This is a genomic window from Nocardia carnea NBRC 14403 (genome assembly GCF_000308515.1).
Lineage (GTDB): Bacteria > Actinomycetota > Actinomycetes > Mycobacteriales > Mycobacteriaceae > Nocardia > Nocardia carnea.
Window position 1 is genome coordinate 1 of sequence record NZ_BAFV01000006.1, and the last position, 25,407, is coordinate 25,407.

General features: G+C 67.8%; 21 protein-coding genes and 2 pseudogenes. 14 read left to right on the forward strand and 9 right to left on the reverse strand.

Features of this window, described 5'->3' with window-relative positions; genetic code table 11:
* The coding region (locus ON22_RS01580; protein ID WP_043739755.1) for a nuclear transport factor 2 family protein at positions 1-507 on the reverse strand (507 nt) is incomplete at its 3' end.
* Positions 508-522: 15 nt separating this feature from the next.
* Positions 523-1,419: a TIGR03619 family F420-dependent LLM class oxidoreductase gene (locus ON22_RS01585; protein ID WP_033246110.1), complete on the reverse strand. Its 897-nt coding sequence runs from the start codon at positions 1,417-1,419 to the stop codon at positions 523-525.
* 137 nt (positions 1,420-1,556) lie between these two features.
* Between ON22_RS01585 and ON22_RS01590 the strand changes: the two genes are divergently transcribed.
* From ON22_RS01590 to ON22_RS01615, 6 genes and pseudogenes are all read left to right on the forward strand, one after another.
* Entirely contained in the window at positions 1,557-2,723 is a 1,167-nt protein-coding gene (locus tag ON22_RS01590; RefSeq protein ID WP_033246109.1) for an acyl-CoA dehydrogenase family protein, read from the forward strand.
* A complete protein-coding gene (locus tag ON22_RS01595; RefSeq protein WP_033246108.1) occupies positions 2,720-3,655 on the forward strand; it encodes a bifunctional MaoC family dehydratase N-terminal/OB-fold nucleic acid binding domain-containing protein in 936 nt (311 codons plus the stop codon). The genes ON22_RS01590 and ON22_RS01595 overlap by 4 nt, the downstream gene beginning before the upstream one ends.
* Entirely contained in the window at positions 3,655-4,761 is a 1,107-nt protein-coding gene (locus ON22_RS01600) for an acyl-CoA dehydrogenase family protein (RefSeq protein WP_033246107.1), read from the forward strand. Before ON22_RS01595 ends, ON22_RS01600 begins: the two co-directional genes overlap by 1 nt.
* Positions 4,758-5,172 (forward strand): annotated as a pseudogene (locus tag ON22_RS01605) (MaoC family dehydratase). Before ON22_RS01600 ends, ON22_RS01605 begins: the two are co-directional and overlap by 4 nt.
* A complete protein-coding gene (locus ON22_RS01610; RefSeq protein ID WP_033246106.1) occupies positions 5,169-6,347 on the forward strand; it encodes a lipid-transfer protein in 1,179 nt (392 codons plus the stop codon). The pseudogene ON22_RS01605 and the gene ON22_RS01610 overlap by 4 nt, the downstream one beginning before the upstream one ends.
* Before the next feature lie 147 nt (positions 6,348-6,494).
* Positions 6,495-7,148 (forward strand): annotated as a pseudogene (locus tag ON22_RS01615) (PaaI family thioesterase); the annotation flags it as partial.
* A gap of 310 nt (positions 7,149-7,458) precedes the next feature.
* On the opposite strand, the gene ON22_RS01620 reads toward ON22_RS01615, so the two are convergent.
* Positions 7,459-8,187 carry a TetR/AcrR family transcriptional regulator gene (locus ON22_RS01620; RefSeq protein WP_033246105.1) on the reverse strand — a complete coding sequence of 243 codons (729 nt, stop codon included), beginning with the start codon at positions 8,185-8,187 and terminating at the stop codon, positions 7,459-7,461.
* A gap of 824 nt (positions 8,188-9,011) precedes the next feature.
* Between ON22_RS01620 and ON22_RS01625 the strand changes: the two genes are divergently transcribed.
* From ON22_RS01625 to entS, 8 genes are all read left to right on the forward strand, one after another.
* A complete protein-coding gene (locus ON22_RS01625; protein WP_033246104.1) occupies positions 9,012-10,586 on the forward strand; it encodes an ABC transporter substrate-binding protein in 1,575 nt (524 codons plus the stop codon).
* A gap of 25 nt (positions 10,587-10,611) precedes the next feature.
* Complete coding sequence (locus ON22_RS01630; RefSeq protein ID WP_033246103.1) at positions 10,612-11,553, forward strand: ABC transporter permease; 942 nt, start codon at positions 10,612-10,614, stop codon at positions 11,551-11,553.
* Positions 11,550-12,434 (forward strand): ABC transporter permease, encoded by an 885-nt coding sequence (locus ON22_RS01635; RefSeq protein ID WP_033246102.1) that lies wholly within the window; start codon positions 11,550-11,552, stop codon positions 12,432-12,434. Before ON22_RS01630 ends, ON22_RS01635 begins: the two co-directional genes overlap by 4 nt.
* Positions 12,418-13,476: an ABC transporter ATP-binding protein gene (locus tag ON22_RS01640; RefSeq protein WP_081595254.1), complete on the forward strand. Its 1,059-nt coding sequence runs from the start codon at positions 12,418-12,420 to the stop codon at positions 13,474-13,476. The genes ON22_RS01635 and ON22_RS01640 overlap by 17 nt, the downstream gene beginning before the upstream one ends.
* Positions 13,473-14,276 carry an ATP-binding cassette domain-containing protein gene (locus ON22_RS01645; RefSeq protein WP_051157053.1) on the forward strand — a complete coding sequence of 268 codons (804 nt, stop codon included), beginning with the start codon at positions 13,473-13,475 and terminating at the stop codon, positions 14,274-14,276. The genes ON22_RS01640 and ON22_RS01645 overlap by 4 nt, the downstream gene beginning before the upstream one ends.
* A 21-nt stretch (positions 14,277-14,297) precedes the next feature.
* Positions 14,298-15,137 carry an IclR family transcriptional regulator gene (locus tag ON22_RS01650; protein WP_231508708.1) on the forward strand — a complete coding sequence of 280 codons (840 nt, stop codon included), beginning with the start codon at positions 14,298-14,300 and terminating at the stop codon, positions 15,135-15,137.
* Positions 15,104-15,976: an SDR family NAD(P)-dependent oxidoreductase gene (locus ON22_RS01655; RefSeq protein ID WP_033246101.1), complete on the forward strand. Its 873-nt coding sequence runs from the start codon at positions 15,104-15,106 to the stop codon at positions 15,974-15,976. Before ON22_RS01650 ends, ON22_RS01655 begins: the two co-directional genes overlap by 34 nt.
* A gap of 564 nt (positions 15,977-16,540) precedes the next feature.
* Positions 16,541-17,827: an enterobactin transporter EntS gene (gene entS / locus ON22_RS01660; protein ID WP_231508707.1), complete on the forward strand. Its 1,287-nt coding sequence runs from the start codon at positions 16,541-16,543 to the stop codon at positions 17,825-17,827.
* On the opposite strand, the gene ON22_RS01665 is transcribed toward entS, so the two are convergent.
* The 6 genes from ON22_RS01665 to ON22_RS01690 all read right to left on the reverse strand — a co-directional run bounded on the left by ON22_RS01665 (position 17,824) and on the right by ON22_RS01690 (position 25,403).
* Entirely contained in the window at positions 17,824-18,801 is a 978-nt protein-coding gene (locus tag ON22_RS01665; protein ID WP_033246099.1) for an ABC transporter substrate-binding protein, read from the reverse strand. The genes entS and ON22_RS01665 overlap by 4 nt on opposite strands.
* A 36-nt stretch (positions 18,802-18,837) precedes the next feature.
* Complete coding sequence (locus ON22_RS01670) at positions 18,838-19,668, reverse strand: ABC transporter ATP-binding protein (protein ID WP_081595255.1); 831 nt, start codon at positions 19,666-19,668, stop codon at positions 18,838-18,840.
* The gene (locus tag ON22_RS01675) at positions 19,665-20,750 is read right to left on the reverse strand and encodes a FecCD family ABC transporter permease (protein ID WP_051157055.1); all 1,086 of its coding nucleotides are present in this window, start codon (positions 20,748-20,750) and stop codon (positions 19,665-19,667) included. Before ON22_RS01675 ends, ON22_RS01670 begins: the two co-directional genes overlap by 4 nt.
* A complete protein-coding gene (locus ON22_RS01680; RefSeq protein WP_033246098.1) occupies positions 20,744-21,763 on the reverse strand; it encodes a FecCD family ABC transporter permease in 1,020 nt (339 codons plus the stop codon). The genes ON22_RS01675 and ON22_RS01680 overlap by 7 nt, the downstream gene beginning before the upstream one ends.
* A 254-nt stretch (positions 21,764-22,017) precedes the next feature.
* The gene (locus ON22_RS01685) at positions 22,018-24,408 is read right to left on the reverse strand and encodes a PEP/pyruvate-binding domain-containing protein (protein WP_033246097.1); all 2,391 of its coding nucleotides are present in this window, start codon (positions 24,406-24,408) and stop codon (positions 22,018-22,020) included.
* Complete coding sequence (locus ON22_RS01690; RefSeq protein WP_033246096.1) at positions 24,399-25,403, reverse strand: TIGR03617 family F420-dependent LLM class oxidoreductase; 1,005 nt, start codon at positions 25,401-25,403, stop codon at positions 24,399-24,401. The genes ON22_RS01685 and ON22_RS01690 overlap by 10 nt, the downstream gene beginning before the upstream one ends.
* Between the last annotated feature and the right edge of the window lie 4 nt (positions 25,404-25,407).

Genomic DNA, 25,407 nt, shown 5'->3' on the forward strand with positions numbered 1-25,407 from the left:
AGGGCCGTTGCCGATCCGGGCCCGCAGCAGGTTCAGCGGATCCGATGTGTCGCGGCGGCCGCGGGGGCCGCGTCCTTCGGGGGCGGTGAGCCGGCCGGCATCGGAGCGGGTCCATTCGCGGACCGCCCACCGCTCGGCGATGGCCCATCGGCCGTCGCGCAGCTCCATCAGGTCGATATAGCGGCAGCCGCTGGTGAAATCGTCCCGTCCGGGCGCGCCCCAATGGGCCGCCGTGGAATACGATTCGCTGATCGCGACGTTTCCGTGCAGCTCCACCAGGTGGTTGCCGATGTGATGCATGGTGCCGCCGAGCGTGCGCAGTTTCGGGGCCACCCATTCGATGAATTCGTCCACTGTGCCGTCGAATCCGGTGTGGTGGTCGATCCCGCCGGGATGATAGGCGCCGCGCACCAGATCGAAGTCGAGCCGGTCGATACCGCGGCAGTAGCGCAACACCACCTCGTAGATGGCCTGTTTGTGCAGTAGTTCCTGTAATGCGTCGGTCACCGGGTGCTCCTTCTGTCAGTCGTGCCCGAGCCCGACCATCCAGTCGAGCAGTTCGGGTAGCCGATCGGCTTCCCGGCCGAAAGCGGTCGGACGGAAAACGACGGCTGTGGCCCCGTTGCGCCGGTACTGTTGTGCCGCCCGCGCGGTGGCGCCCAGATCGACGCTGCCGTCCGAACGCCGCACCGGGGTGAGGGATACCTGGATACGGAGCGTGCCGGGGTCGCGGCCGTGCGCGGCGAACCTGTCACGCAGCAGTGCGACACTGCCGGTGAACCCGGGCAGGTCGGTGGGGTTGACCGACCAGCCGTCGGCGACGCGGGCGATTCGGTCGAAGTTGCGGGGGCTCGGGCCGAGGCCGAACAGGATCGGAACCCGGTCCTGTACCGGGAACGGCAGGCTGTGGAAGTTCTCGAAGGCGAAATCACGTCCCGTGAACTGTGCCGGCGCCCGGGTCCACAGTTCCCGGCATGCGCGCACCGTGTCTTCCATCCGGCCGAACCGGGCGTCGAACGGCATCCCGGTGGCGGCGTATTCCGCTTCCTGCCAGCCCACCCCGAAACCCATGGTGACCCGTCCGCGGGAGAGGCGGTCGAGGGTCGCGATCTGTTTGGCCAGCAGGGCGGCGGGCCGGACGGTGGCGATCAGTACCGACACACCCAGCTGTGCCCGCTCGGTGACGGCGGCGACGGCCGACAGCAGCGAGATCGGTTCGTACCACGGGTGGTCGAGCGGGAACGGGAAGTTGTTCTCCTGTACGCGCTGTGCGTGGGCGTCCGCGGCGAAACCGAGGTGGTCACCGGTGGAGATCAGGTCGATACCGCGTCGATCCGCTTCGGCCGCCAAATCGGGGACACCACTGATATCGCCACCGAACAGCGCCTCGGCGCCGAGAAGGTTGAGCCCGATTTCCATGGCCCCATCTCAGCCCGGCCGGCCCTGGAAGGGAACCGGTCTTTCCGTTGGGTGAGACCTCGGCGGGCCCGCAACCGGTTCGCGGATTAGCGTCCGGACCACGTCGCGACAGCCGTGTACGGCATAGGAGAACCACGATGGATTTGCGGGAGTCACCCGAGCACCAGGAGCTCAGGCGGGAATTGCGTGCCTATTTCGCAAAGCTGCTGCCCGAGGACGAGCGCCGCGCCGCCGGCGAACAGGGTGTGGGCGGCGACCGGTTCCGCGAGATCGTCGAGATGCTCGGCGCGGACGGCTGGCTCGGAATCGGCTGGCCGGTGGAGTTCGGCGGTCAGGGCCGTTCCATCGAGGAGCAGTTCGTCTTCTTCGACGAGGTCCAGCGGGCCGGGCTGCCGTTTCCGTTCGTCACCGTCAACACGGTGGGCCCGACCCTGCAGAAATACGGCACCGACGAACAGAAGGCGAAATACCTGCCCGGAATCCTGTCCGGCGATATCGTTTTCGCCATCGGCTACACCGAACCCGGCGCCGGCACCGATCTGGCGTCGCTGGAAACCCGCGCGGTGCGTGACGGCGACGACTGGGTGGTGGACGGCAACAAGATCTTCACCTCCGGCGCGAATACCGCCGACTATGTCTGGCTGGCCTGCCGTACCGATCCGGAAGCCCCGAAGCACCGGGGCATCTCGATTCTCATCGTGCCGACCAGCGCCCCGGGTTTCTCGTGGTCGCCGATCCATACCGTCGGCGGCCTGACGGTCACCTCCACCTACTACTCCGGTATCCGTGTCGGCGCGGACGCCGTGGTGGGTGAGCCGAACGGCGGTTGGCGGCTGATCACCGCGCAGCTCAACCACGAACGTATCGGGCTGGCCGCGCTGGGTGGGCGCACCGAAGGCCTGTGGCATCAGGTCCTGGATTGGGCCCGCGAGACGGGTGCGATCGACATACCGTGGGTGCGGCAGGAATTCGCACGTACCCACGCGAAGCTGGTGGCGATGCGGTTGATGAACTGGAAGATGACCGCCGCCGTTGCGGCCGATACCCTCTCCGGTGCGGACGCGGGCGCCACGAAGGTGTTCGGCACCGAAACCCATATCGACGTGTACCGGACCCTGCTCGGCATCCTCGGCGCCGCGGGCCGGATCCGCCCGGGAAGCCCGGGCGCGGTCCTGGCCGGGCAGATCGAGCAGATCTCCCGGCAAGGGGTGGTCAACACCTTCGGTGGTGGGGTCAACGAGGTGCTGCGCGATATGGTCGCCACCCTGGGATTGGGGACCGTCAAGGCGGCCCGCGGCCGATGACTGTACTCGATACCCTCAACACCCTGGTCGGCCGCGAACTGCAGCCCACCACCTGGGCGCCGGACCCGGTGAACACCGCCATGATCCGGCACTGGGTGGAAGCCATGGGTGATACCAACCCGATCTACCTCGACGACGACGCCGCCCGCGCCACCGGCCGTGACGGCCTCATCGCACCACCCACGATGGTGCAGGCGTGGACGATGCGGGGATACGCGGCGACCGCCGCCGGCAGCACTGCCTCCGAGGTCGGCGCCCAGCTGCTGGACACCCTGGCCGAGGCCGGGTTCACCTCGGTGGTCGCCACCGATTCCGAACAGGAGTATTTCGCCGAACTGCGTCCCGGCACCCGGATCAATGTCACCGAAGTGATCGAATCGATCTCCCCGGAGAAGAACACCGCGCTCGGGCCCGGGCATTTCGTGACAACAGTCAAAACGTACCGGGACGACGACGGCGCGGTCGTCGCCACCCAGCGGTGGCGCACGCTGCGGTTCCGGCCCGCGGCGCAGGGAACTGCCCGCGAGCGACGGCCACGCCCGGCGATCAACCAGGACAACGCCTTCTGGTTCGCGGCCGCCAAGGAGCATCGCCTGGTGATCCAGCGCTGCGTATCCTGCGGGACACTGCGGCACCCGACCGGACCGATGTGCGGGCACTGCCGATCACTGGACTGGGACACCATCGACGCCTGCGGCCGCGGCGTCGTCTACAGCTTCGTGGTCAACCACCATCCGCGGCTCGACGCCTTCGACTACCCGCTGATCGTCGCGGTCATCGAACTCGAGGAGGGCACCCGGCTGGTCGCGAACATGGTCGGTGCCGACCCCGGCGAGGTACGGGTCGATATGCCGGTGGAACTGGACTGGATCGACGCCGACCCGGAGTTGACGCTGCCCGCGTTCCGTCCGGTCATACGCGAGGAGAACTGATGGATTTCGCCTTCACCGAAGAGCAGACCGCGATCCGCGATCTGGCCGCCGACATCTTCACCGGCAAGTCGGGCCCGGACCGCGTCCGGGCCGTCGAGGCCTCCGGCGAACGGATCGACCGGGACCTGTGGCGTGAGCTCGCGCGTGCGGGTCTGGTGGGGATCGCCCTACCTGCCGAATCCGGCGGCGGCGGGCTCGGTTTCACCGAACTCTGTGTGCTGCTCGAACAGCAGGGCCGCAGCGTCGCCCCGGTACCGTTGTGGGAGACGGCGCTCGCCGCCGCCGCAATCGCCGAATTCGGCACCCCCGAGCAGCAGCGCAGTTATGTGGCGCCGACGGCGGCCGGCGAGCTGTTCCTCACCGTCGGGCTGGAGGAGTTCGGCCCTGCCGACCCGACGGCACCCGAGACGTCGGCACACCGATCCGCCGACGGAACATGGGTGGTGACCGGCGCGAAAGCGGTGGTCCCGGCGGCGCATATCGCCACTCGGGTCGTGGTCTCGGCCGCGACCCCGACCGGACCCGGGCTGTTCCTGGTCGACCCCGCCGGCGCAGGCGTCCGGGCCGAGACCAACGAAACCACCACCCGCGCGCTCGCAGCGAATCTCACCTTCGACAACGCCCCGGCCGAACACCTCGCCGACGGAGATTCCGTGCAGTGGCTGGTCTCGCGCGCCGAGGTCGCACTGGCGGCGCTACAGGCCGGCGTGGGTGCCGCCGCGACGGCGCAGGCGGTGACCTACCTCAACGAGCGCCGCCAGTTCGGGCGCCCGCTGTCGACCTTCCAGGCTGTGAGTCACCAACTGGCCGACTGCTATATCGATCTCGAGGCGATGCAGGTCACGCTGTGGCAGGCGGCATGGCTGCTCGGTAACGGCGAGGACCCCGGCACAGCGGTGCTGGTGGCCAAATGGTGGGCCACCGACGGCGGGCAACGCGTGGTGCATCGCGTCCAGCATGTGCACGGCGGGATCGGGGTGGATATCGACTACCCCGTGCACCGGTATCTGCTGTGGGGTAAGCAGATCGCCGCGACCCTCGGGGCCGCGAGCGCCGACCTCGCCCGCCTCGGCGATCTGCTCGCCCGCCCGGAGGCGGTGGTATGAGAGTGGCGGCGGATATCACGGTGGGCGAGGTTCTTCCGGAACTCGACATCCCGCTCACCCGCACCCTGATCGTGTCGACGGCCATCGCGAGCCGCGACTACCAGGACGTCCACCACGACCCGGACCTGGCGGTCGAACGCGGCTCGAAGGATGTTATTCATGAACATCCTCACCACCAACGGGCTGGTGGGCCGCTATGTCACCGACTGGGCGGGGCCGCGGGCGTCGTTGCGTAAGGTCGCCATCCGGCTCGGCGCCCCCAACTATCCCGGCGACACGATGACGCTCAGCGGCGAGGTGACCGATATCGCCGAGGGGGTGGTGTCGGTGCAGGTCCGCGGCGCCAACAGCCTGGGCGACCATGTACGCGGCCTCGTCACCGTCACCTTCGTGAAAGGAAATGCGCGATGACAGCAGGCGCACTGTCCGGCGCGGCCGCCGTCGTCGGTATCGGCGCGACCGAGTTCTCCAAGAATTCCGGCCGCAGTGAACTGCAGTTGGCCTGTGAAGCGATCGTCGCGGCGCTCGCCGACGCCGGTATCGACCCTTCCGAAGTGGACGGCCTCGCCACCTACACCGCCGAAACGAACGGTGAGGTACTCGTCGCCCGCAACTGCGGGCTGGGGGAGCTGACGTTCTTCTCTCGCGTCGGCTACGGTGGCGGCGCCGCGTGCGCCACGGTGCAGCAGGCGGCGATGGCGGTGGCCACCGGGGTCGCGGAGGTCGTCGTCTGCTATCGGGCGTTCAACGAACGTTCCGGAGTCCGCTTCGGTCTCGGCCAGCACGACCGGCCGATGGACAGCACCGCCGACCGGGCGGCGTACGCATGGCTGACCCCGCAGGGACTGTCCACTCCCGCCCAGTGGGTGGCGATGTTCGCCCGGCGGTATATGCATCAGTACGGCGCCACCAGCGAAGATTTCGGCCGGGTCGCCGTGGCCGCCCGCGCATTCGCCGCGAACAATCCGAACGCGTGGTTCTACCGGCGGCCGATCACGCTCGCCGATCACCAGAATTCCCGCTGGATCGCCGAACCCCTGCATCTGCTGGACTGCTGCCAGGAAACCGACGGCGGTCAAGCCCTCGTCGTCGTCTCCGCCGAACGCGCCCGCACCCTCACCCACACACCGGCGCTGATCAAAGGCGCGGCGCAGGGCAGTGGTAAGGACCAGCACATGATGACGAGCTACTACCGGCCCGATATCACCCGCATTCCCGAAATGGGTCTGGTCGGCCGGCAACTCTACGGGCAGAGCGGCCTGCAACCCGCCGATATCGACGCCGCGATCCTCTACGACCACTTCACGCCGCTGGTGCTCCCGCAGCTCGAAGAACTCGGTTTCTGCGCGCCCGGGGAGGCGAAGGATTTCATCGCCGACGGCCACCTCGAACTCGGTGGCCGGCTGCCGGCAAACACGCACGGGGGTCAGGTCGGGGAGGCTTATCTGCACGGCGTCAACGGGATCGCGGAGGCCGTGCGGCTGCTGCGCGGTACGTCGGCGAACCAGCCTGCCGGTGTGGAGAATGTCCTGGTCACGGCGGGAACCGCGGTGCCGACGAGTGGTCTGGTGCTCGGTGTCGCGTGAGGGTCGTGCCCGGCCGGAGCGGTCGTCGCGGCCGGGCCCCTGCCGGCTGCGTTCCCGCTCGCCGGGAAACGCCGGGACGCCGGGATGCGAATGGCGTAGGCACAGCGAGCACCCAGTCCGCTCACACAGCACCCCGGAGAGACCGCAATGAGTGACGACCCGCCCGCCCGTCCCACCGTGCGCACCGCGGCCGACAGGACCGTGCTGACCTCGGCACCCCGGGATACACCGGTCGACCGCGCGACAGCGGCCGCGCGGCGGGTGATCGACGCATTGCTGCGCACCGACCGCGCGAACGCGAACCTCGATCGGGTGGCCGAGGAGCTGGACAGTATCGCCGACCATCTCGAGCAGCACGCTCCGGAAGTGGCCGAACGACTGGTGGACATGTGGCACGGTGAGGGTGTCACACGTCATGACCCGGTCACCGGTCCCGAGAACGCGATCGCACCGCCTCTGGTGCTCACCGGCCGCGCCGACGGGTCGGTCGACGGTGTGGTCACCCTGACCATCCCGTATCAGGGCCCGCCGGGGCATGTGCACGGGGGAGTGTCGGCTCAACTGCTCGATCACACGCTCGGGGTTGCCAATACGTGGGCCGGCAGCAACGGTCCCACCGCGCAGTTGAATGTGCGGTATCACCGCCCGACACCGTTGTTCGTGCCGCTCACCGTGAGCGGCAGGCTGGTGTCGCGGAACGGCAACAAGATCAATTCCGTCGGTGCGATCCACACCGCCGATGGTGAGCTGTGTGTCTCCGCGGAGGGTCTGTTCATCGATAAGACCGTCACGCGTCCCCGCGCGGCAGGAGAGCCGGTACTCCGCTGGACTGCGCCTGGGTCGCTCGGCCGGGTGGGTGAGTAATCCGATGCACGGCTGAACCGCCCGCCCTGCGGCCCGTCGAGCCGGGGCGTCACTCCGGCCCCTCGGCTTTCTCGAAGGAGTTCGAGGGCGGTCTCGCGCGGGGTGGATACATGGCGGGTCGAAATCGGAGATACCCCGCCCCGCGGGGGCAAGCGGTGGCCCGTCGGTGACCGGACGACCGGCGTCCTCGGATAGCGTGGCCGCAGAGGGGCGCAGACGCAGGATGAAGTGACCGTCAGGGAGCTTGTCAGCCTCGCTGTAGGCGTAACTCCCGGACGGCTTCCTCGAGTTCGCGGATATTTCGCTGTAGGTCGATGAGTGCCGGCTCGCTGTCGGTCTTCTCCGTCGCGGGTCGAACGGCCACAACATCGGGGGCGGTTACGGCCGACTCCAGGGCCGGACCCGCGGTGGCGAAACCGTCGAGGAAGACCGCGATCAGATCGTGGCGCAGCCGGTCGGCACTGGTCGCCAGGGAGTCCCGGTGGAAACGGACGGTGAACCACACCGATTCGCGCAGCATCCGGTGGAAGTGGTGCGGGTCCACATCGGTCCGGAATTCCCCGGTGTCGATACCGCGGGCGATCGCATCGGCCCAGTACTGGTTGGCGCGGCGTACGGCGGTGGCGATCCGGCTGTCGGCGGGTTGGGACGAGAGCGTGCTCTCGTTCTGATAGATCTCTGTCGCGTAGGGGTGGTCGGTGGCCGATTCGAAGGAGACCGCGACCATTCGGTCGAGCCGCTCGCGTGCGGTTTCGCCGGGGACGAGCGCGGCTTCGTAGCGGTCGTTGAGATCGTCGATGAAGGTGGTGACGATTTCGAAGACGATCGCATGTTTGGAGGCGAAATGGTGGTAGAGGCTGCCCGAAAGGATCCCGACTTCGTCGGCGATATCGCGCACGGTGGTGCGGGCGACACCGCGTTCGCTGAACAGTTTCGCGGCGTGGAACAGGATGGCCTCTTTCCGAGTGGGTGACACCTGTCGTCTCCTCGTGTGCCGTGTTGTCCGGTTCCTGATCAAGCACTTGCTTGATTCGAAGGTTACACGACCGCGCAGACCTGCATATCCGCACGCGGGGCGGGTCGGGGTGCGGTAACCCGCAGGGGGAACCGTCTTCCATGTAATAGCTGCTTGCTCTGACGGTATGCGAGTTGGCTTGTTGCAGTGGAGTCTTCCGGTACCGCGTGCTTCGCGCATTCGGGGAGGGATATCCCGGCAAACCGTTGACAGGCCGCTGTGATCCATCTAACGTTCCAAGCAAGCGATTGCTTTGGAGCAACCTAACATTGCTTGGGTTCCGTGGTGAGCGCTGATAACCAAGCAGCATGCAAGGAGAGAGCATGGGTCTCGGTTCATTCGATACGGCGATTCCGCCGATTTCCCCGTCGACACAAGGACACACCGACGGCCGCGGCGCCCGACCCGAACCTGCCCGGCCGCAGTCGGAACCGTGGTGAGTGGTCCCGGCGGCCACCGGCACCGCGATACCCGGAAATACGGCCGGACCGGCATTCCGGTGAACAACCCCCGGTAGTAACCGGACCACCGTCGGAACCAGGCGTCCGGCGCGAACGTGCGGACCTCGGACCGAATACTGCGTGTCCGCGCTGACAACGGCCGCGACCCCGGACGTTCGGCGACTCACCGCCCCCGAACCCCCGGCCGGACACTCCCTCGGGCAACGGGCCCGAGCAGCCGCGTAACGGCATCAACCCATGTGATCGGGCGATTTCCGATGTGAGCGCAGCCCGCACCCACCGGCAGCCCACCCCGAAGCTCATATCGTGCGTGAAAGGAACTCCATGAACCGCAGAAGGTTTCGCCGTGCCCGGCACCTACTGGCCGCGGCCGTGGCGACGCTGGTCGTGGCCGGTTGCGGGGGCGGCCCCATCGACGGCGGTTTCGGCGGCCCGGTCGGCGATATCGACCCGGACGCCGTCCTGCGGGTCACCAGCAGTTCCCCGACCAGGAACCTGGACCCCTACCTGCAGACCAGCTACGGCGGCTGGGGGTATCTGACCGTCCTGTTCGACCGGCTCACCACCGTCGACAAAGACGGGAACCTGATTCCCGGACTGGCGAAATCCTGGCAGTTCGCGCGGGACGGCTCGTATCTGGAGCTGAAACTCCGCTCGGATGTCTCCTTCCACGACGGCGCGGCCTTCGACGCCGCGGCCGTGTCCGCGAATATCCACCGGGGCCAGAACATGGAAGGCAGCACGGTCGCCGACGCCCTGCAGAACATCACCTCGGTCGAAGAAGTCGACGACTACACCGTCCGCCTGCATCTGAAGCCCGGTACCGGTGTGGAACTGCCGGGGGTGTTCAGCACCAACGTCGGAATGATGGTCAGCCCGAAAACGATCGCCGCGGGCACCGACCTCCGCAACGATCCGGGCCTCGCCGGTTCCGGCGCCTACGTGGTCACCGAATACGTACCCGAGGAATCGCTGTCACTGGCGCGCGCCGACGGCGCCCCCAACTGGGACCCGAAGGCCGGGCAGCTCGCCGGAATCGAGTTCGAATGGATTCCCGACGCCCGGACCCGGTTGAACGGAATGAAAACGGGGATGACCGATCTGAGCTGGGTCAGTTCCGCCAACGAAGTGGTCGAAGCCCAGACACTCGGCCTCAACCGGACCGTGGGCGTCGACGAGGTCGTCTTCCGCAATGTGCTCGGCCTGTACATGCGGCCCGACGGTGATCTCGCGAAACCGGAGGTCCGGCAGGCCGTGGCCGCCGCCATCGACCCCGCAGCCGTCAGCGCCCTGTTCTCCGGAACATGCACACCCCATCGGCAGCTGTATCCGGCCGGCAGCTGGCCCGCGGACGAGAACTACGAATACCCGTACCCCTACGACCCGGACAAGGCCCGGGCCCTGGTGCAGGCAGCCGGCGGCGCACAGATAGCACTGACCTTCGCCGCCGGCACCAATACCGAGAACACCGCGAACGTCCTGCAATCGACCCTGTCGCAAGCCGGTATCGACGCCGACCTCAACCCGGTGCCCAACACCCAGAACGAACCCCGCTATATCGCCGGCGATTTCCCCTCGATGGTGGCCAACAGCTTCAATGCGAAGGTCGATCCCGCGGAAACCGTGAACACCTTCCTGTTCGGTGCCTACGCCCTCGCCAACGGTAATCAGCAGATCCGGGATCTGGTGACCCGGGCCGCCGACCCCACCCTCACCGACGAACAGCGCGCACCGCTGTACCACCAGGCGTGGGACCTCACGCTGAAAGAAGCCATGTTCGTCCCCATCTGCAATCAGACCAACGCCACGCTGTTCACCAGCCAGGTCGTCGGCGCACAAGACATCCCGTGGGCGGATCTCGGCATCTTCGACCTCCGCCACGTGGCAATGACCGAATAGTCCGCCGGAATTACGAGGAGATCCTGTGCTGCGTTATGCCGGGCAGCGATTACTGGCGGCGATCCCGCTGCTGATGATCGTTCCACTGTTGATATTTCTTTTGATGGATCTGGCTCCGGGCGACCCGGCGGTCGTACTGGCAGGGGAGAACGCGACACCGAAACGGTTGCGCGAACTACGCGAAAACCTCAACCTCGACGAGAACGTCCTGATGCGATACCTGGACTGGCTCGGGTCGGCATTACGCGGCGACCTCGGTATGTCGCTGTGGTCGAACCAGACAGTGGCCGAACTGCTGCTGCGGCGGATGGCCACGACCCTGTCGCTGGTGTTGTTCGCGATGGTGCTGGCCGTGACGATCGGCGTCGTCCTGGGCATCCTGGGTGCGCTGCGGCCCGGCGGTGTGGTCGACCGGGGGATCAACGCCCTGGCCTCGGTGGCGATCGCCATCCCCGCCTTCTGGTTCGGACTCGTCCTGGTCCTGCTGTTCGCGGTGACACACCAGATATTTCCCGCCTTCGGCTATGTGCCGATATCGGAGGGCGTGGTGCCGTGGTTCCAGCATCTGGTGCTACCCGGTGTCGCGTTGGCGCTGCTCCCCGCCGCCGAGGTGACACTGCAACTGCGGTCCGCGCTCGGCCAGGTCCTCGGCAGTGACTACATCCTCAACGCCGAAGCCCGCGGACTGTCCCGGGCGAGCGTGATCGGCAAACACGGGCTCAAGAACGCCTGCATCCCCGTGGTGACCGTGCTCGGCTTCCGGGTCTCCGAAGTACTCGGCGGCGCGGTCACCATCGAGATCATCTACAACATGCCCGGTCTGGGCAGTCTGGCGGTCAACAGCGTCCAGAACCACGACGTCCCGGTACTCCTCGGGTTCGTCCTGTTCACCACGGTCGTCGTCATCCTCGTCAATCTGCTCGTCGATATCTCCTACGGCTACTTCAACCCGAAGGTGCGTTCATGACCGCGACCACACCGGCAGACGCCGGAATCCGGCCCGGGGTGGGCCGCAGAGTATTCGGCTTCCTGCGCCGCCGCCCCGCCACCGCGACCGCGGCGCTGTTCGTCGCCCTGCTGATCCTCGTCGCGCTCTTCGCACCCTGGATCGCCCCCCACGACCCGTACGCCCAGGACCTGCTGAACCGGCTCCAACCCCCCGACGCCACGCACCTGCTGGGCACCGACGACTACGGCCGCGACGCGCTGAGCCGGTTGCTCTTCGGCGCCCGCATCTCGCTGACCGCCGCCCTGCAGGCGGTAGCGCTGGCACTGATCCTCGGACTGCCCCTCGGTGTGGTCGCCGGCTACCGCGGCGGCTGGACCGACACCCTGCTCACCCGCCTCATGGAAGCCTTGATGAGCGCACCGTCCCTGGTCCTGGCGATCACGATCGTCGCTGTCCTGGGTTCCGGAATCACCAACGCCATGTTCGCGGTGGGCCTGGTGATGGCACCCCGGTTCTTCCGCGTCGCCCGCGCCTCGACGATGGACGTCCGCGGCGACACCTATATCGAGGCCTCCGTCGCCCTGGGGTGCACGACATCGCGGACCATCATCCGGCACATCCTGCCGAATGTGATGCCCCCGATCGTCCTCGTCATCTCCGTCTCCCTGGGCACCGCCGTCGCCGCCGAGGCGAGCCTGAGCTTCCTGGGACTCGGCGCGAAGGCCCCGGCCGCGAGCTGGGGATCGATGCTCAGCACCGCCGCCTCGAATATGCAACTCGCCCCGCACCTGGTGTGGCCACCGGGCGTGATGATCTTCCTGACCGTGCTCGCATTCACCTACCTCGGTGACGGTGTGCGCCGAGCCCTGACAAGGAGCCGCAATGGCAGTAGCAACTGACGGACTCCAGCGGCCGCAACCCGCTCCCGGCGCGGCCACCGGCACCCTGCTGCGGGTCCGCGACCTCACCGTGCAATTCCCCGCCGGTCGCGGCCGCTGGACCACCGTCGTCGACGGTGCCTCCTTCGACGTCGGCGCCGGCGAATCCGTCGCCCTGGTCGGCGAATCCGGCTCCGGGAAAACCGTAACCTCCCTGGCGGTCATGGGACTGACCGCACATACCGGCGGACGCATCTCCGGCGGCGCCGTGGAATTCGAAGGCCGCGACCTCACCGCACTCCCGCCACGCGAATGGCGCGCACTGCGCGGCACCGGGATGGGCATGATCTTCCAGCAGCCCAGCCGCAGCCTCAACCCCGCCTACACGGTGGGCGACCAGATCGCCGAATCGGTCCGCAGGCATCTCGGCCTCGACCGCCGCGCCGCCATGGCCCGCGCAGTGGAAATGCTCGAGCTGGTCCAGGTACCCCGCGCCGCCGAACGGGTCCGCGAATACCCGCACGCCTTCAGCGGCGGAATGTGCCAGCGCGTCATGATCGCCATGGTCATGGCCTGCAACCCGCGGCTGCTCATCGCCGACGAACCCACCACCGCACTCGACGTCACGGTGCAGGAAACCATCCTCCAACTCCTGCGAGACCTGCAGGAACAGACCGGTATCGGCCTGCTGTTCATCACCCACGACCTCGCCGTGGTCGCCGAACTGTGCCGGCGCGTGGTCGTCATGTATGCGGGCGAAGTGATCGAAGAAGCCGACGCCGAAGACCTGTTCTACACACCCCGCCACCCGTACACCGCCGGCCTGCTCGCCTCCATCCCGCATCCGGGCCGCAACCGCGACCGGCGTCTCACCGCCATCGAAGGCCGCGTACCGGTCGCGGGCGAATGGCCGCCCGGATGCCGGTTCCGGGAACGCTGCCCACACGCCCGGCCCGGACTGTGCGACACCACCCACCCCGCGACCACCCCCACCGGGGAACGGAGCACCGCGCGGTGCCTGCGCACCACCGAGCTCGAACTACAAGGAGTGCAGCAACCATGAGCCTGCTCGAGGTATCCGATATTTCGAAGTCGTTCTCGACAGGCCGCGATATGCTGGGCCGCCGCTCGGGCTGGACCCACGCCGTCCAGAACGTCTCCTTCCAGCTCGGCACCGGCGAATGCCTCGCAGTGGTCGGCGAATCCGGTGCCGGGAAATCGACCGTCGGCCGAATCGTGCTGCGCCTGATCGAACCCGACACCGGCAGCATCGTCTTCGACGGCCAGGACGTCCGCGCCGCCACACCCACCCGGCTCCGCGCTCTGCGCCGCGGTATGCAGATGATCTTCCAGGACCCGCACAGCTCACTCGACCCCCGGATGAGCATCCTCGACGCGGTCGCCGAACCGCTCGTCGTGCACACCGACCTCGACCGCAAAACCCGTACCGCGACCGTGCGGGCCCTGCTGGACAAGGTCGGGATCGGCGACCGCTACCTCGCCCGCTACCCGGCCGAACTGTCCGGCGGCCAGCTGCAACGCGTCGCGATCGCCCGCGCACTCACCCTGAAACCCAAAATGATCGTCTGCGACGAACCCGTCGCCGCCCTCGACGTCTCCGTCCGGTCGCAAGTGCTCAACCTGCTGCGCGACCTCCAGGACGAACTCGGATTGGCCTACCTGTTCGTCTGCCACGACCTCGCACTGATCGAAGTGATCGCCGACCGGGTGCTGGTCATGGCCGGCGGCAGAGTCGTCGAATCGGGCACCGTCGAGGAGATCTACCACAACCCCCAGGAGGAATACACGCAAAAACTATTGGCAGCCATCCCCGTACCCGTCCCGCGCAGCGCGCGGCGCTGACCCCGGGCGACGGAACACATCATGGCAATGATCGAACGGATCACCGTAATCCTCGATGTCTTCGACGACCGCACTTCCCGCCTGACCCTGGAGGAAATCAGCCGCCGGTCACAACTGCCGCGTTCGACCGTGCACCGGATCCTGAAACAGCTGGTCCGCCTCCACTGGGTCGAACACACCCCCTTCGGCTACACCATCGGGCGCCGCGCGCTGCGCATGGGCGGAATCTCCGAAGGCTACAGCGCGATCCGCGCGGCGGCCGCCCCCGTACTGCAGGATCTGCACAGGCAAACCGGGATGGTCGTCCACCTGGCAGTGCTGGAAGGAGGCGAAAACGTCTACCTCGACAAAGTAGGTGGCCGTGACGCGTCGACGCTGCCGTCCCGGATCGGCGGCCGCGGCCCCGCTTACGCGACGGCCTGCGGAAAATCCATGCTCGCCTACCTCGCCCCCGAATGGGTCGACGGCCTGTACGGGCAGCGCCTGCACCGGTGCACGGAACGCACGATCGGCGAGATCACCGCCCTGCACCGGGAACTCAACCTCGTCCGGCGCCGCGGCATCGCCTTCGACTGGAGCGAAGCCTTCCGGGGCCTGGCCTGCGCGGGCGCCGCCATCCGCGGCACCCGCGGACCTCTCGCCGCACTATCGGTCTGCGGCCCCGCCGACACCGCACCGTTCGAGCGGGCAGCCCCACTGGTCGCTGCCGCCGCCCGGGAGATCGCCCTGACACTCGGCCGCCGCCCGGCCCAGGTCACCGCGCCGGCGCCCCGGCGCTCCCGCGACGACGAAACGATCCACCTCTACGAAGACAGGCGGTCCACCTCATGTCCCGACCCCTCGCCGGCTCCGGCGCGCTGATCACCGGCGGCGGAGGCGGGTTCGGCAGATCGGCCGCCACCCGCCTGGCCCGCGACGGCGCATCGGACACACTGCTGGGCCGCACCGAAGCGACGCTGCGCAGCGCCGCCGAATGGGTGACACAGAATGCCCCGGACGCCACGCCGGTGCAGTGGGTGACAGGCGATTCCGCCGACGAGGACGATATCGCCCGCGCCGTCGCCCTGGCCGACAACACACCCCTGCGGATCTGCGTCTGCACCGTCGGCGGCGGCACCATGGCCCCGGTGATGGCCCTGACCGATGAGGTGGTCAGCGCAGACTTCGAACGCAACGTACTGACGGCACTCCTGGCGATCCGGCACAGCGCCGCCGCGATGGTCGCCCACGGTGGCGGGTCCGTAATCTGCCTGTCCTCCACTGCCGGCGGTGGTTCCTTCCCGTTCATGGGTTCCTACTCCATCGCCAAGGCCGCACTGGAAGCACTTGTCCGGGTAGCCGCCGACGAACTCGGCGCGCTCGGCGTCCGGGTCAACGCGATCCGCCCGGGGCTGGTCCCCACCGATGCCGCGAAACCGGGCCTGATCGCCGCCGACGAAACTCAGCGGGCCCGGGTACTGCGGGAGAAACCACTCGCCCGGGTGGGGACAGCGGACGATATCGCCGAGGCCGTCCGCTACCTCGCCGGTCCGGAATCCTCCTGGGTGACCGGCGCCGTCCTCCCGGTCGAAGGCGGTAACCATCTGCGCCGCGCGGCCGACCTCGAAATCCTCGCCCGGAAGGTGTGCGGCGACGACACCGTCGATCGTGCGCTATGCGGGCAACTTCCCGAACGCTGCGAGCGGGAAACACCGGCGTAGCCGAGGGCGTGGTCGATCGACCATCGGCCCGGGCCCAGTGCTCCGAGAACGAGCGCGGTGACGGCCAGCTTGCCGCCGGCGAAGGCATGACCCACACCGTGTACGACCATCACACTGCCCAGCGTCAGGCGTAGCAGTCCCACTGCTGCAACCCGGAAGTGGGGGAGCGGTCCGGCCCTGAGACCCGGCGAGCCGAGCCGGGCGATGAGGGAACGCCGGGGCGGGCACGCGCGGCTCCGTCCCGCTCGGGACCCCACAGGTACCGCTGCGAACTTCCGCGGAGATTCCGGAACAGCCCGGATCTGGGCCATCGACCGATGATAAATCATCTGAATACTACGATATGCGCATCTAACCATGTATCCGATTCTCGAATCACCCAGCCCTGTCGCCGGAAGAAGAAAAGACAAAGGAAGAGGCATATTGCATCAGAACTCGAAGTACCTGTCATACAGGTACGCAATCGGCTGACTTTATGCGCCGGGGGAGCAGGTCCGCGTCCCTGCCCGGTACCCTCGACCCGCCGCGCAGCACCGGCTGGACAGCAGAGGGAAGGAGTCGCCCATGCCCGGGGACAAGCGTGCCCGCCGTCCAGGTATGCGGTCGATCTCCGCCCGCCGGTTCACGATCGACGTGACCCCGCTGCGCACCAGCCGTGAATTCCGGACCGTCTTCACCGCCCGCACGATCTCGGTATTCGGTATCGGCTTCCTGGTGGTCGCCCTACCCGTTCAGGTATTCGCGCTCACCGGTTCGACCGCCATGGTCGCCGCCGTCGCCACCACCATCGGTCTCTCGGCCTTCGCGGGCACCCTGATCGGCGGTACCGCCGCCGACCACTACGACCGCCGGCTCGTGATCGTCGGTTCACGTGCCGCCGCAACTCTCGGCTTCGCCCTGCTCGCGGTGAACGCGATGCTCCCCGAACCGAAACTGTGGGTGATCTTCCTCTGCGCCGTGATCGACGGCGTCACCGGCGGTATCTCCGAAACAGCGCTGGTCGCGGTGATGCCCGCGCTGATACCGCCCGGGAAACTGGCGGCGGGAGCCGCACTGATGGCATTGACGGCCGACCTCGGCCATATGTCGGCACCCGCCCTCGCCGGCGTGCTGATCGCCTGGCTCGATGTCGCGGCCAACTACTGGTTCGCGGCCGCGGCGAGCCTGGTGACGACCCTGCTCCTCGCCCGCCTGGGCCCGATGACCGCCGAACGCGGGCACGACGAGTCACCGATACGGGCGGCGCTGTCCGGGTTCCGTTTCGCCGCCCGCCACCGGATCATCGGCGCGACACTGCTCGTCGGCTGTATCACCATGCTGCTGTCCGGCTGGAATGTCCTGATCCCGCAGTACGTCACCGAGGTACTGCACGCCGGTGACGCCACCGCGGGCCTGCTGTTCGCCGCGCCCGCCGTCGGTGCCGTCCTCGGCTCCCTCACCTCGGGCTGGACCGGATCCATCCACCGCGGCGGTCAGGTGATCTTCGCGGCCACTTTCGTCTCGGCCGCCGGGATCGCCGGTGCGGGCCTGCTCGGCACCACCGTGATGGTGTTCGCGGGTCTCGTCGCGCACGGCGCGGGCCGGGTGGTGAGCGATATCGCGCGCTTCGCCGTCGTTCAGGCCGCCACTCCGGACGAGTTCCGCGGCCGCGTCTCCGGTCTGTGGACGGCGCAACTCACCATCGCCCTCTCCTTGGGCGCGGTCGTTGCGGGCATCGTGTCGAGCGCTGTCCCGGCACGGTCGGTGTTCCTGGTGTACGGCGCGGGCGGATGCGTGCTGACCGTCGCGCTGTGGTGCCTGCTCACCACCCTGCGCACCCTCGACTCCCGCGCCACAACGTCCCCTGGCTAGCGTGCCGCGGCCGCCAACTGCGGGGTGATGCGGTCGAGTGCGAACCGCAACGACCCCGGTGTACCCGCGGACAATGCGAGCACTGCCGGATCGTCCTCCGGCAACATCACCGCGTGCCCCTCCCGCACCACAGGCAGCGAGTTGATCAACGAATCGTTCTCCAGATCGGCGAACGGCACACCGATCGTGGTGAACACGGCGACCTGCGCGTCGAGATCACCCACCCGCTCGGCAGGCACCTGTGCGAAGAAACCGGAACTCTGCAGTTGGGTGACCGGCGGGTTCTGCACGAAACCGAGATCGGCGAAGAAATCGAACCGGGCGTCCCCGGCGAGGTAGGCGCCGTAGGCGGTGCCGAACTTTGCGGCGTACACGAACGTTTTGCCGGCGAACTCCGGATGCTCGTCCGCGACTGCCTGCTGCCGGGTCGTGGTCTCCGAGACGATCGTGTCCGCTTCGGCGCGCTTGCTCAGAGCAGCGCCGATGAGCTCGGCCTGCGTCTGCCAATTCACCGCGAAATCACCCGTACCCTGCGGCGCGGTGACCACCGGTGCGATCTCCCGGAGCTCCGCGGTGACAGCGCTGTCCGCCTTCGCACGCACATTCAGGATCAGGTCAGGATCGAGTTCGGAGATCTGCTGCATATTGAACTCCCCGGCGCTCTGCGCCGAGATCAGTTGGGGCGTGCTGTCCTCGAACGCCGCCGCATCCCATTCACCGACCCCCTTGGTGTCCGCGCCGAAACCCATCCAGTCGTAGATGGCGACCGGCCGCACCCCCAGTTCCGCCGCGACCGCGCCGTCCGACCAGCCGAGCGCCACCACCCGCGGGTTGTCCGGTAGCGAATAGCCGGGCGCCCCGTCGGGATCGTCGAACACCTCATAGGTGGTGTTATCGGACTGCACACACGCCGTCGCGGCCAGCAGCACGCCCACCAGCCCCGCCACGACCACACCGATCCGCTGCCTCGCCATGGTTCTCCTTCCGGTTGTGTGCCCGGCGGGCACGGTTCACACGCTGTCCGCCCGGACCGCGCCTTCCGCGAGTGGCACCACCAGCGGAGTCCCGGTCTGCGGATCATCGATCACCTGCGCGTACACCCCGAAAACCCGGTCGACCAGTTCGGCGGTGATGATGTCGCGCGGGGGGCCCACGGCCACGATCTCGCCGTCACGCATCGCGATGATGTGGGAGGCGTAGCGGGCGGCCTGGTTGAGGTCGTGCAGTACCGCGACCAGTGTCGTGCCGCGCCGGTTGAGGTCCACGCACAGATCGAGCACCTCGATCTGATGCCCCAGATCGAGAAACGTCGTCGGCTCGTCCAGCAGCAGGATCGGTGTCTGCTGGGCCAGCGCCATCGCGATCCACACGCGCTGCCGTTGTCCGCCCGACAGCGCCTCCACCGGCCGCGTGGACAACTTCGTCAACCGGGTGACCTGTAGCGCGAAATCGACCGCCCGCTGATCGGCCTCGGTCCACTGACGGAACAGTTTCTGATACGGGAACCGGCCGCGCGCCACCAGGTCGATGATGGTGATGCCGTCCGGCGCGATCGACTGCTGCGGCAGCAACCCCACCTCCCGCGCGAACTCCTTACCGCCGTATCCGGCGACATCCCGCCCGTCGAGCAGTACCGCGCCGCGTTGCGGCCGCAGCAGCCGTGACAGCGTCCGCAGCAAGGTCGATTTACCGCACGCGTTGGGGCCGACGATCACCGTGAAGGAGCCGTCGGGCACCACGACATCGAGATCGGCGAGCACAGTGCGGTCGCCGTAGCCGACCCGCAGGTCGGTGCCGGTCAACCGCCCCGGCGTTGCACCGGGCAGAGAATCGTGGGTCACGGGCGGGCCTTTCGGGACTGCGCCAGCAGGAGGAACAACAAGTACACACCCCCCAGCGACGTGGTGATCACGCCGACCGGCAGCTGGGTTTGCGGCGCGAGGATCGTGCGCGCCACCAGCTCACTGGAAACCAGGAGAGTGGCGCCCACCGCCGCGGAGGTGACCAGCGGGATCCCCGCGCTGGGGGTGATCCGCGCCGCCACCTGCGGGGCCACCAGTGCGACGAAAGCGATCGGGCCCGCGATCGCGGTCGTCGCCGCCGCGAACCCCACCCCGATCACCAGCAGCATCATCTGTGTGCGCTCGGTATCGACACCTTTGCTCGCGGCCGAATCCGTGCCCAGCTCGAACATCCGCATCCGCGGCGCGACCACCATCAACGCGGGGACCAGCACCGCCAGGGTCACGAACACCGGCGCCGTATCCGCCATCGACAGATCACGCAGATTGCCCATACCCCATGCGGCCGCCGCGCCCGCGTTCTGCACATCGGCGGTGGCGACCAGGTAGCCGTTGACCGATAGCAGCATCGCCGAAACACCGATACCGACGATGATGAACCGGTAGTTCCCGGTACCGCCGCGCATCCCGAGGAAATACACGACCAGCGCGGTGGCCAGGCAGCCGAGCAGGGCGCCGATCGTGGCGCCGCCCGAACCGAGCCCGAGGGCCAGCATCGCCACCAGTGCCCCGGTATTGGCGCCGGTGGTGAAACCGATGATGTCCGGACTGCCCAGCGGGTTGCGGGTCAGGGTCTGGAAGATGGCGCCCGACAATGCGAGCGACGCCCCGCCGAGGATCGCGGTGACCACCACCGGCAGCCAGCCGGCGACATGATCGGCGGCCGAACCACCGACCTGCCCGGCGAGTACCTGCAGTACTTCGCTGAATCCCAGGCCCGGGGTGTCGGTGGTGCTCGCACCCAGTGATCGGATGCCGATCACCGCGGTGACCAGCACCAGCGCCAGGGTGACCGCTGCGGAGACGAGGTCGACGCGCATACCGATCCCCAGCCGGTGGATCCGCAGGAACCGTACGCGGCGGGGCCAGCGGGCGGCGGCCGGTGCCGCGGGGCTCACCACTGCGGCCCCGATTCGCGGCGCGCCAGCCAGATCAGCACCGGTGCCCCGAGGAACGCGGTCACCATTCCCACCGGAAGTTCGCTCGCAGTGGCGACTCTGGCGACGAGGTCGGAGGCCACCAGCACGATCGGGCCGACCACCAGGCACAGCGGAATCATCCAGCGGTGATCCGGGCCGACTGCCATCCGCACCGCGTGCGGCACCATCAATCCGACGAAACTGATCGGTCCGACCGCCGCGGTGGCCGCCCCGCACAGCACTGTCACGACCACGAACCCACCTGCACGCACCGCCGTCACCGGGACTCCCAGGGCGCCTGCGCGGTCGTCGCCGAGGGCGAGGGCGTTCAGATACCCGGCGAGCGCAATCGCGCCCACCACTCCCACGAGTATCAGGAGCCAGGTGGCCGACAGCTGTGGCCGGCCGCGGCCGTCGAGCGTGCCGATCAGCAATCCCCGGATCGCGTCGAAGGTGCGGGGGTGGATCATGGTGAGGCCGAACGCGAGCCCGCTGAGCATCGACGCGATCGCCACCCCGGTGAGTACCAGTTTGGCCGGGCTCGCCCCACCCACCCCGCGGGAACCGACGAAGTACACGAGCATCGACGCGATGAACGCTCCGCCGAGTGCCCACCACACGTAATCGGTGCCGGCGGCGCCGGCGACGATCGAGCCGAGCACCATGGCGAAGTAGGCGCCGGAGTTCACGCCGAGGATGCCGGGATCGGCCAGTGGGTTACGGGTCAATCCCTGCATTACCGCGCCGGCGAGCCCGAGCGCCGCACCGACCAGGGCGGCCAGCAGTGTGCGGGGTATTCGCTGTTCCTGGATGACGCCGACGGTGGTGGGGTTGCCTTCGTCGAACAGGGCGCGCCATGTCTCGGTGATGGTGAAATCTCCGCTGCCGACGAACAGCCCGCCGATGAGCAGGATGACCAAGAGTGCGGTGAGCAGCAGTAACACGGCCGTCCGCGACAGTGCCGTACGTGGCGCGGTCGTGGGGGCTGAGGGCACAGGAGATACATCCTCGCGGTCGGCAACGCTCCGGTGTGGTGGCTGGGAGGTTGCTGCCACCGCCGTCGGTTAGTTTAGCCTCAGATTACCCAGTGGTGGCAATGCCGCGCGCGGTCGTCGATCACGACGCGGGCGGGCCGGGAGTGCGTGGAGGATTCGGGGTTCGCGATACGGGAAGCCTCTCCTTCAACGTCACTGTGATGAAATTCGGGAACCGTTCTTTTCTCACCCGACAAGGGGGAGAGGGATATTCGTCAGTTCGATGGCCACGACTCATCCAAGCGGGTGACCAGACCTCGATCCCCGTCCACGCGTACCCGCTCGCCGGTCCGAAGCACCCGAGTGGCCACCAAAGTGTTGACGACGCACGGCAAACCGTACTCGCGCGCCACCACCGCGCCATGCGATACCGAGCTGCCGATATCGGTGACAAGTGCAGCGATGACAGTGAAATACGGGGTCCAACCCACATCGGTGACCGGAGCCACCAAAATCTCACCCCGCTGCACCTCACGTGCCTCGACAATCGACTTCGCGACACGCACCACGCCTTCCACGGTTCCCCGGCCGGCGGGCCGGCCGGAAATCTGGCCGCCGGTGATTCCCTGCTGCGGCACGACGATGAGAGGTTCCGGCCGCCCCACCGACACATCATCGAACTCGAGCGACTCCTGGAACGCCAGCGCCTCCCGACGCTTCAGGGCGCCCTGCACGAGACCGGAGATGTCTTCCGTACCGACGACGCGGTGCAATTCCCCACGATCGAAGAAGAAGACGAGATCGGCATCAGGCAGCCGCCCCGACCCCGCCAGCACCTCGCCCAGGTGCCGGTAGCCGAGCTTGAGCGCATGCGCCATCGAAGCCATCTTCGACTTCGTCTCCTCACGCCCGCGCGCGCCGCCCCGCGCCAGCCGGGCGAGAAGCCCGACAATGCCCGAGCTGGGCGCATCGATACGAGCGTGCACCGGCCCACGGTCAACCGGATCGAGAGCTGAGCGCAGCATGACCTGCATCATCGCCCCCAAACCCCCCGGGTCTTCCGCCCAGGAAGGATCACGCATACACAGCTCACGGTATCCGCGGTGACCATGACGGCCCAGGAAACGCCGCAACGCCCTACCCCCGAGACTGTCGGCAGCCTGCAACTCACCGACGGCATCATCCGGCTTCTTCGCCAGAAACTCCTCGGCGACCGCAGTGTCGGCGGCGACGATGCGCACGACCGAATCGAGCTCCTCCAGCATGAGCGCACTCTCGACTTCGGAAGCGCCGGCCATCAGCCTCGCCGCTTCGGCCCGGCCCTCTTCCTCACTGCGTCCCTTCTCGACCGCCTGACGCATGAGAACGCTTTCGAGAATATTGGCGGCCACCGCAGCACGTGACGACGACCGCACATGGGTCAAGGTGATGTCGCAGTACCGTTCGACGCCGGATTCCAACTGGCGCATGATGAGCCGTGGATCGTCACCGGCCGGGATCCGGAATTCGGCGATCCGGTCGCCCAAACCACGGATCGCCGGACCGGCCGACAGCGCATGCGTAGTGAGCCGGACGGTGTTGACGAGCTTGCGAGCGAACGGCTTCGGCGGTTTCGCCTGCAGCTCGTCGACCACCCGACCGCAGATCGACATCGAGAACTGCTCCAGCGAATTACCCAGAAGACCCGAACTCAGCGCCGTACCTTCGGTCAGGTTCAAGAACATGTGGCCGTAGAAATAGCCGACCTGCAGCCACGGCTTCTCATAACCGGGCTGGGCCCGCGCCACCACCTGCGTCATCTGCATCGCGTAATCGATGGCATAACCGGATACCGACGCCGTCAGCGGGCAGAAAGCCCCCGGCATCATCTCGCCGATATTGCAGCGCGTATACACGTGGTCGGCGCCCGCGAGCGGTGAATCCATCTCGTTCAGATCGCCGGGCAGCGTGGTGATCGGCCGCGCCTGCAACCACCACAATTTCCCGGACCGGTCGATCGCCCATTCGAGATCCATCGGCCGGCGCCAGTGTTCGGAGGCGCGCAGAGCAGCGGACCGGATATCCGCGATCTCCTCCGGCGACAGAACCGGCACCTCACCGACCTCGTGCACGGCGGGCACACCGCGCGAATCCAGGACGATATGGTCGGGGGAGGCCGTACCGTCGACCAGCGCTTCGCCGAGCCCGGTGACGGCATCGATCACCATGAGATCGCGGCGGCCGGTCGTCGGGTCCGCGGTGAACACGACACCGGCCGCGCGCGCGTCGACCATCTGCTGAACCACTACATGCATGGTGGCGCTGCCTCGTCCGCTGTAGGACGAGGCCCGCCGGGACTGGACCGAGGCTGCGCAGGTGCGCACAGCTGCGGCGAAAGCGTCCACGGAATCGACACTCAGTACCGTGTCGTATTGCCCGGCGAAGGACTGCTCGTCCCCGTCTTCTCCGGCCGCCGACGACCTGACCGCCACGGGGGTCGCACCGGCGGCAGCCATCCGGACGAACCTCTCCGCCGCCGCCTCGACAACGCCCGGTCCGGAAACATCGGCGACGACGAATCCCACCGGCACCGCAAGCCCGAGACGGCGCAGTTGCGCGAGGCCGGCTGCCTTGCCGCCGTAGCGGTCGTCGGTGACGTCGTCGAACTCGATCGTGGTCACCGACACGGCGATCCTCCCAGCGCGTCCACGATCTCGGCGAGCGCGTCGACCGCGATGGGACCCGGCTGATACAGGCAGATCCGGTCCGATACACCATCGACACGGTCCCGAATATGCGCGGCCACCTCGGCCGGGGTACCGCAGGCGGCGATGGTGTGCAGTATCTCGTCGTCGATCAGGGACGCCATCTCTTTCCAGCGGCCCTGCTTCGACATCGCGTTCAGCTCCGGCTGCAGATCGCCCCAGCCGTGGGCGTCGAGCACCGGCCGGTAGGCCGGGGTGGAACCGTAGAACGCCAGCAGCATCCGGGTCGAGGCATGGTCGTCGTCTCGTCCGTCGGCCACCGACACGATGATCTCGGGCACCACTTCGAAATCGTCCTCGCTGCGACCGGCCGCGGCCAGCCCCGCATGGACGGCCGGCATCGTCGTATCGTGCAGGAACCGCTTCGTCCCGAACGGCATCACCAGCAAACCGTCGGCCACCTCCGCGGTCGCCCTGGTCAGCCGGGGGCCCAGTGCGCCGAGATAGATCGGCGGCGGCCCGAACGGGTTCGGCCCCGGTACGAACGTCGGCGTCATCAGGGTGTGCCGGTAGTACTCGCCGCGGAAGTCCAGCCGTGCACCGTCGTTCCACGCCGCGAAGATCGCGCGCAGCGCCCCCACCATCTCCTTCATCCGGGCGACCGGACGGTCGAACTCGGCCCCGTAGCGCTTCTCTATCTGCGCGCGCACCTGCGTGCCCAGCCCCAAGATGAAACGCCCCTCCGTGAGCAGTTGCAGATCGTTGGCCTGATGGGCGAGCTGGATCGGATTGCGGGGGAGAGCAATCGCGACATTGGACATCACGTCGAGCCCCTCGACTGCCGATGCCAGCACCAGCGGCGTGAACACATCGAAGGGGCCTTCGAAGGTGAACACTCCGGACGCGCCGGCTTCCTGCAGCACTTTCGCGCGTTCGACCGCATCAGTGGGGCCGTACAGCGCTGTCATGATCTTCATACGT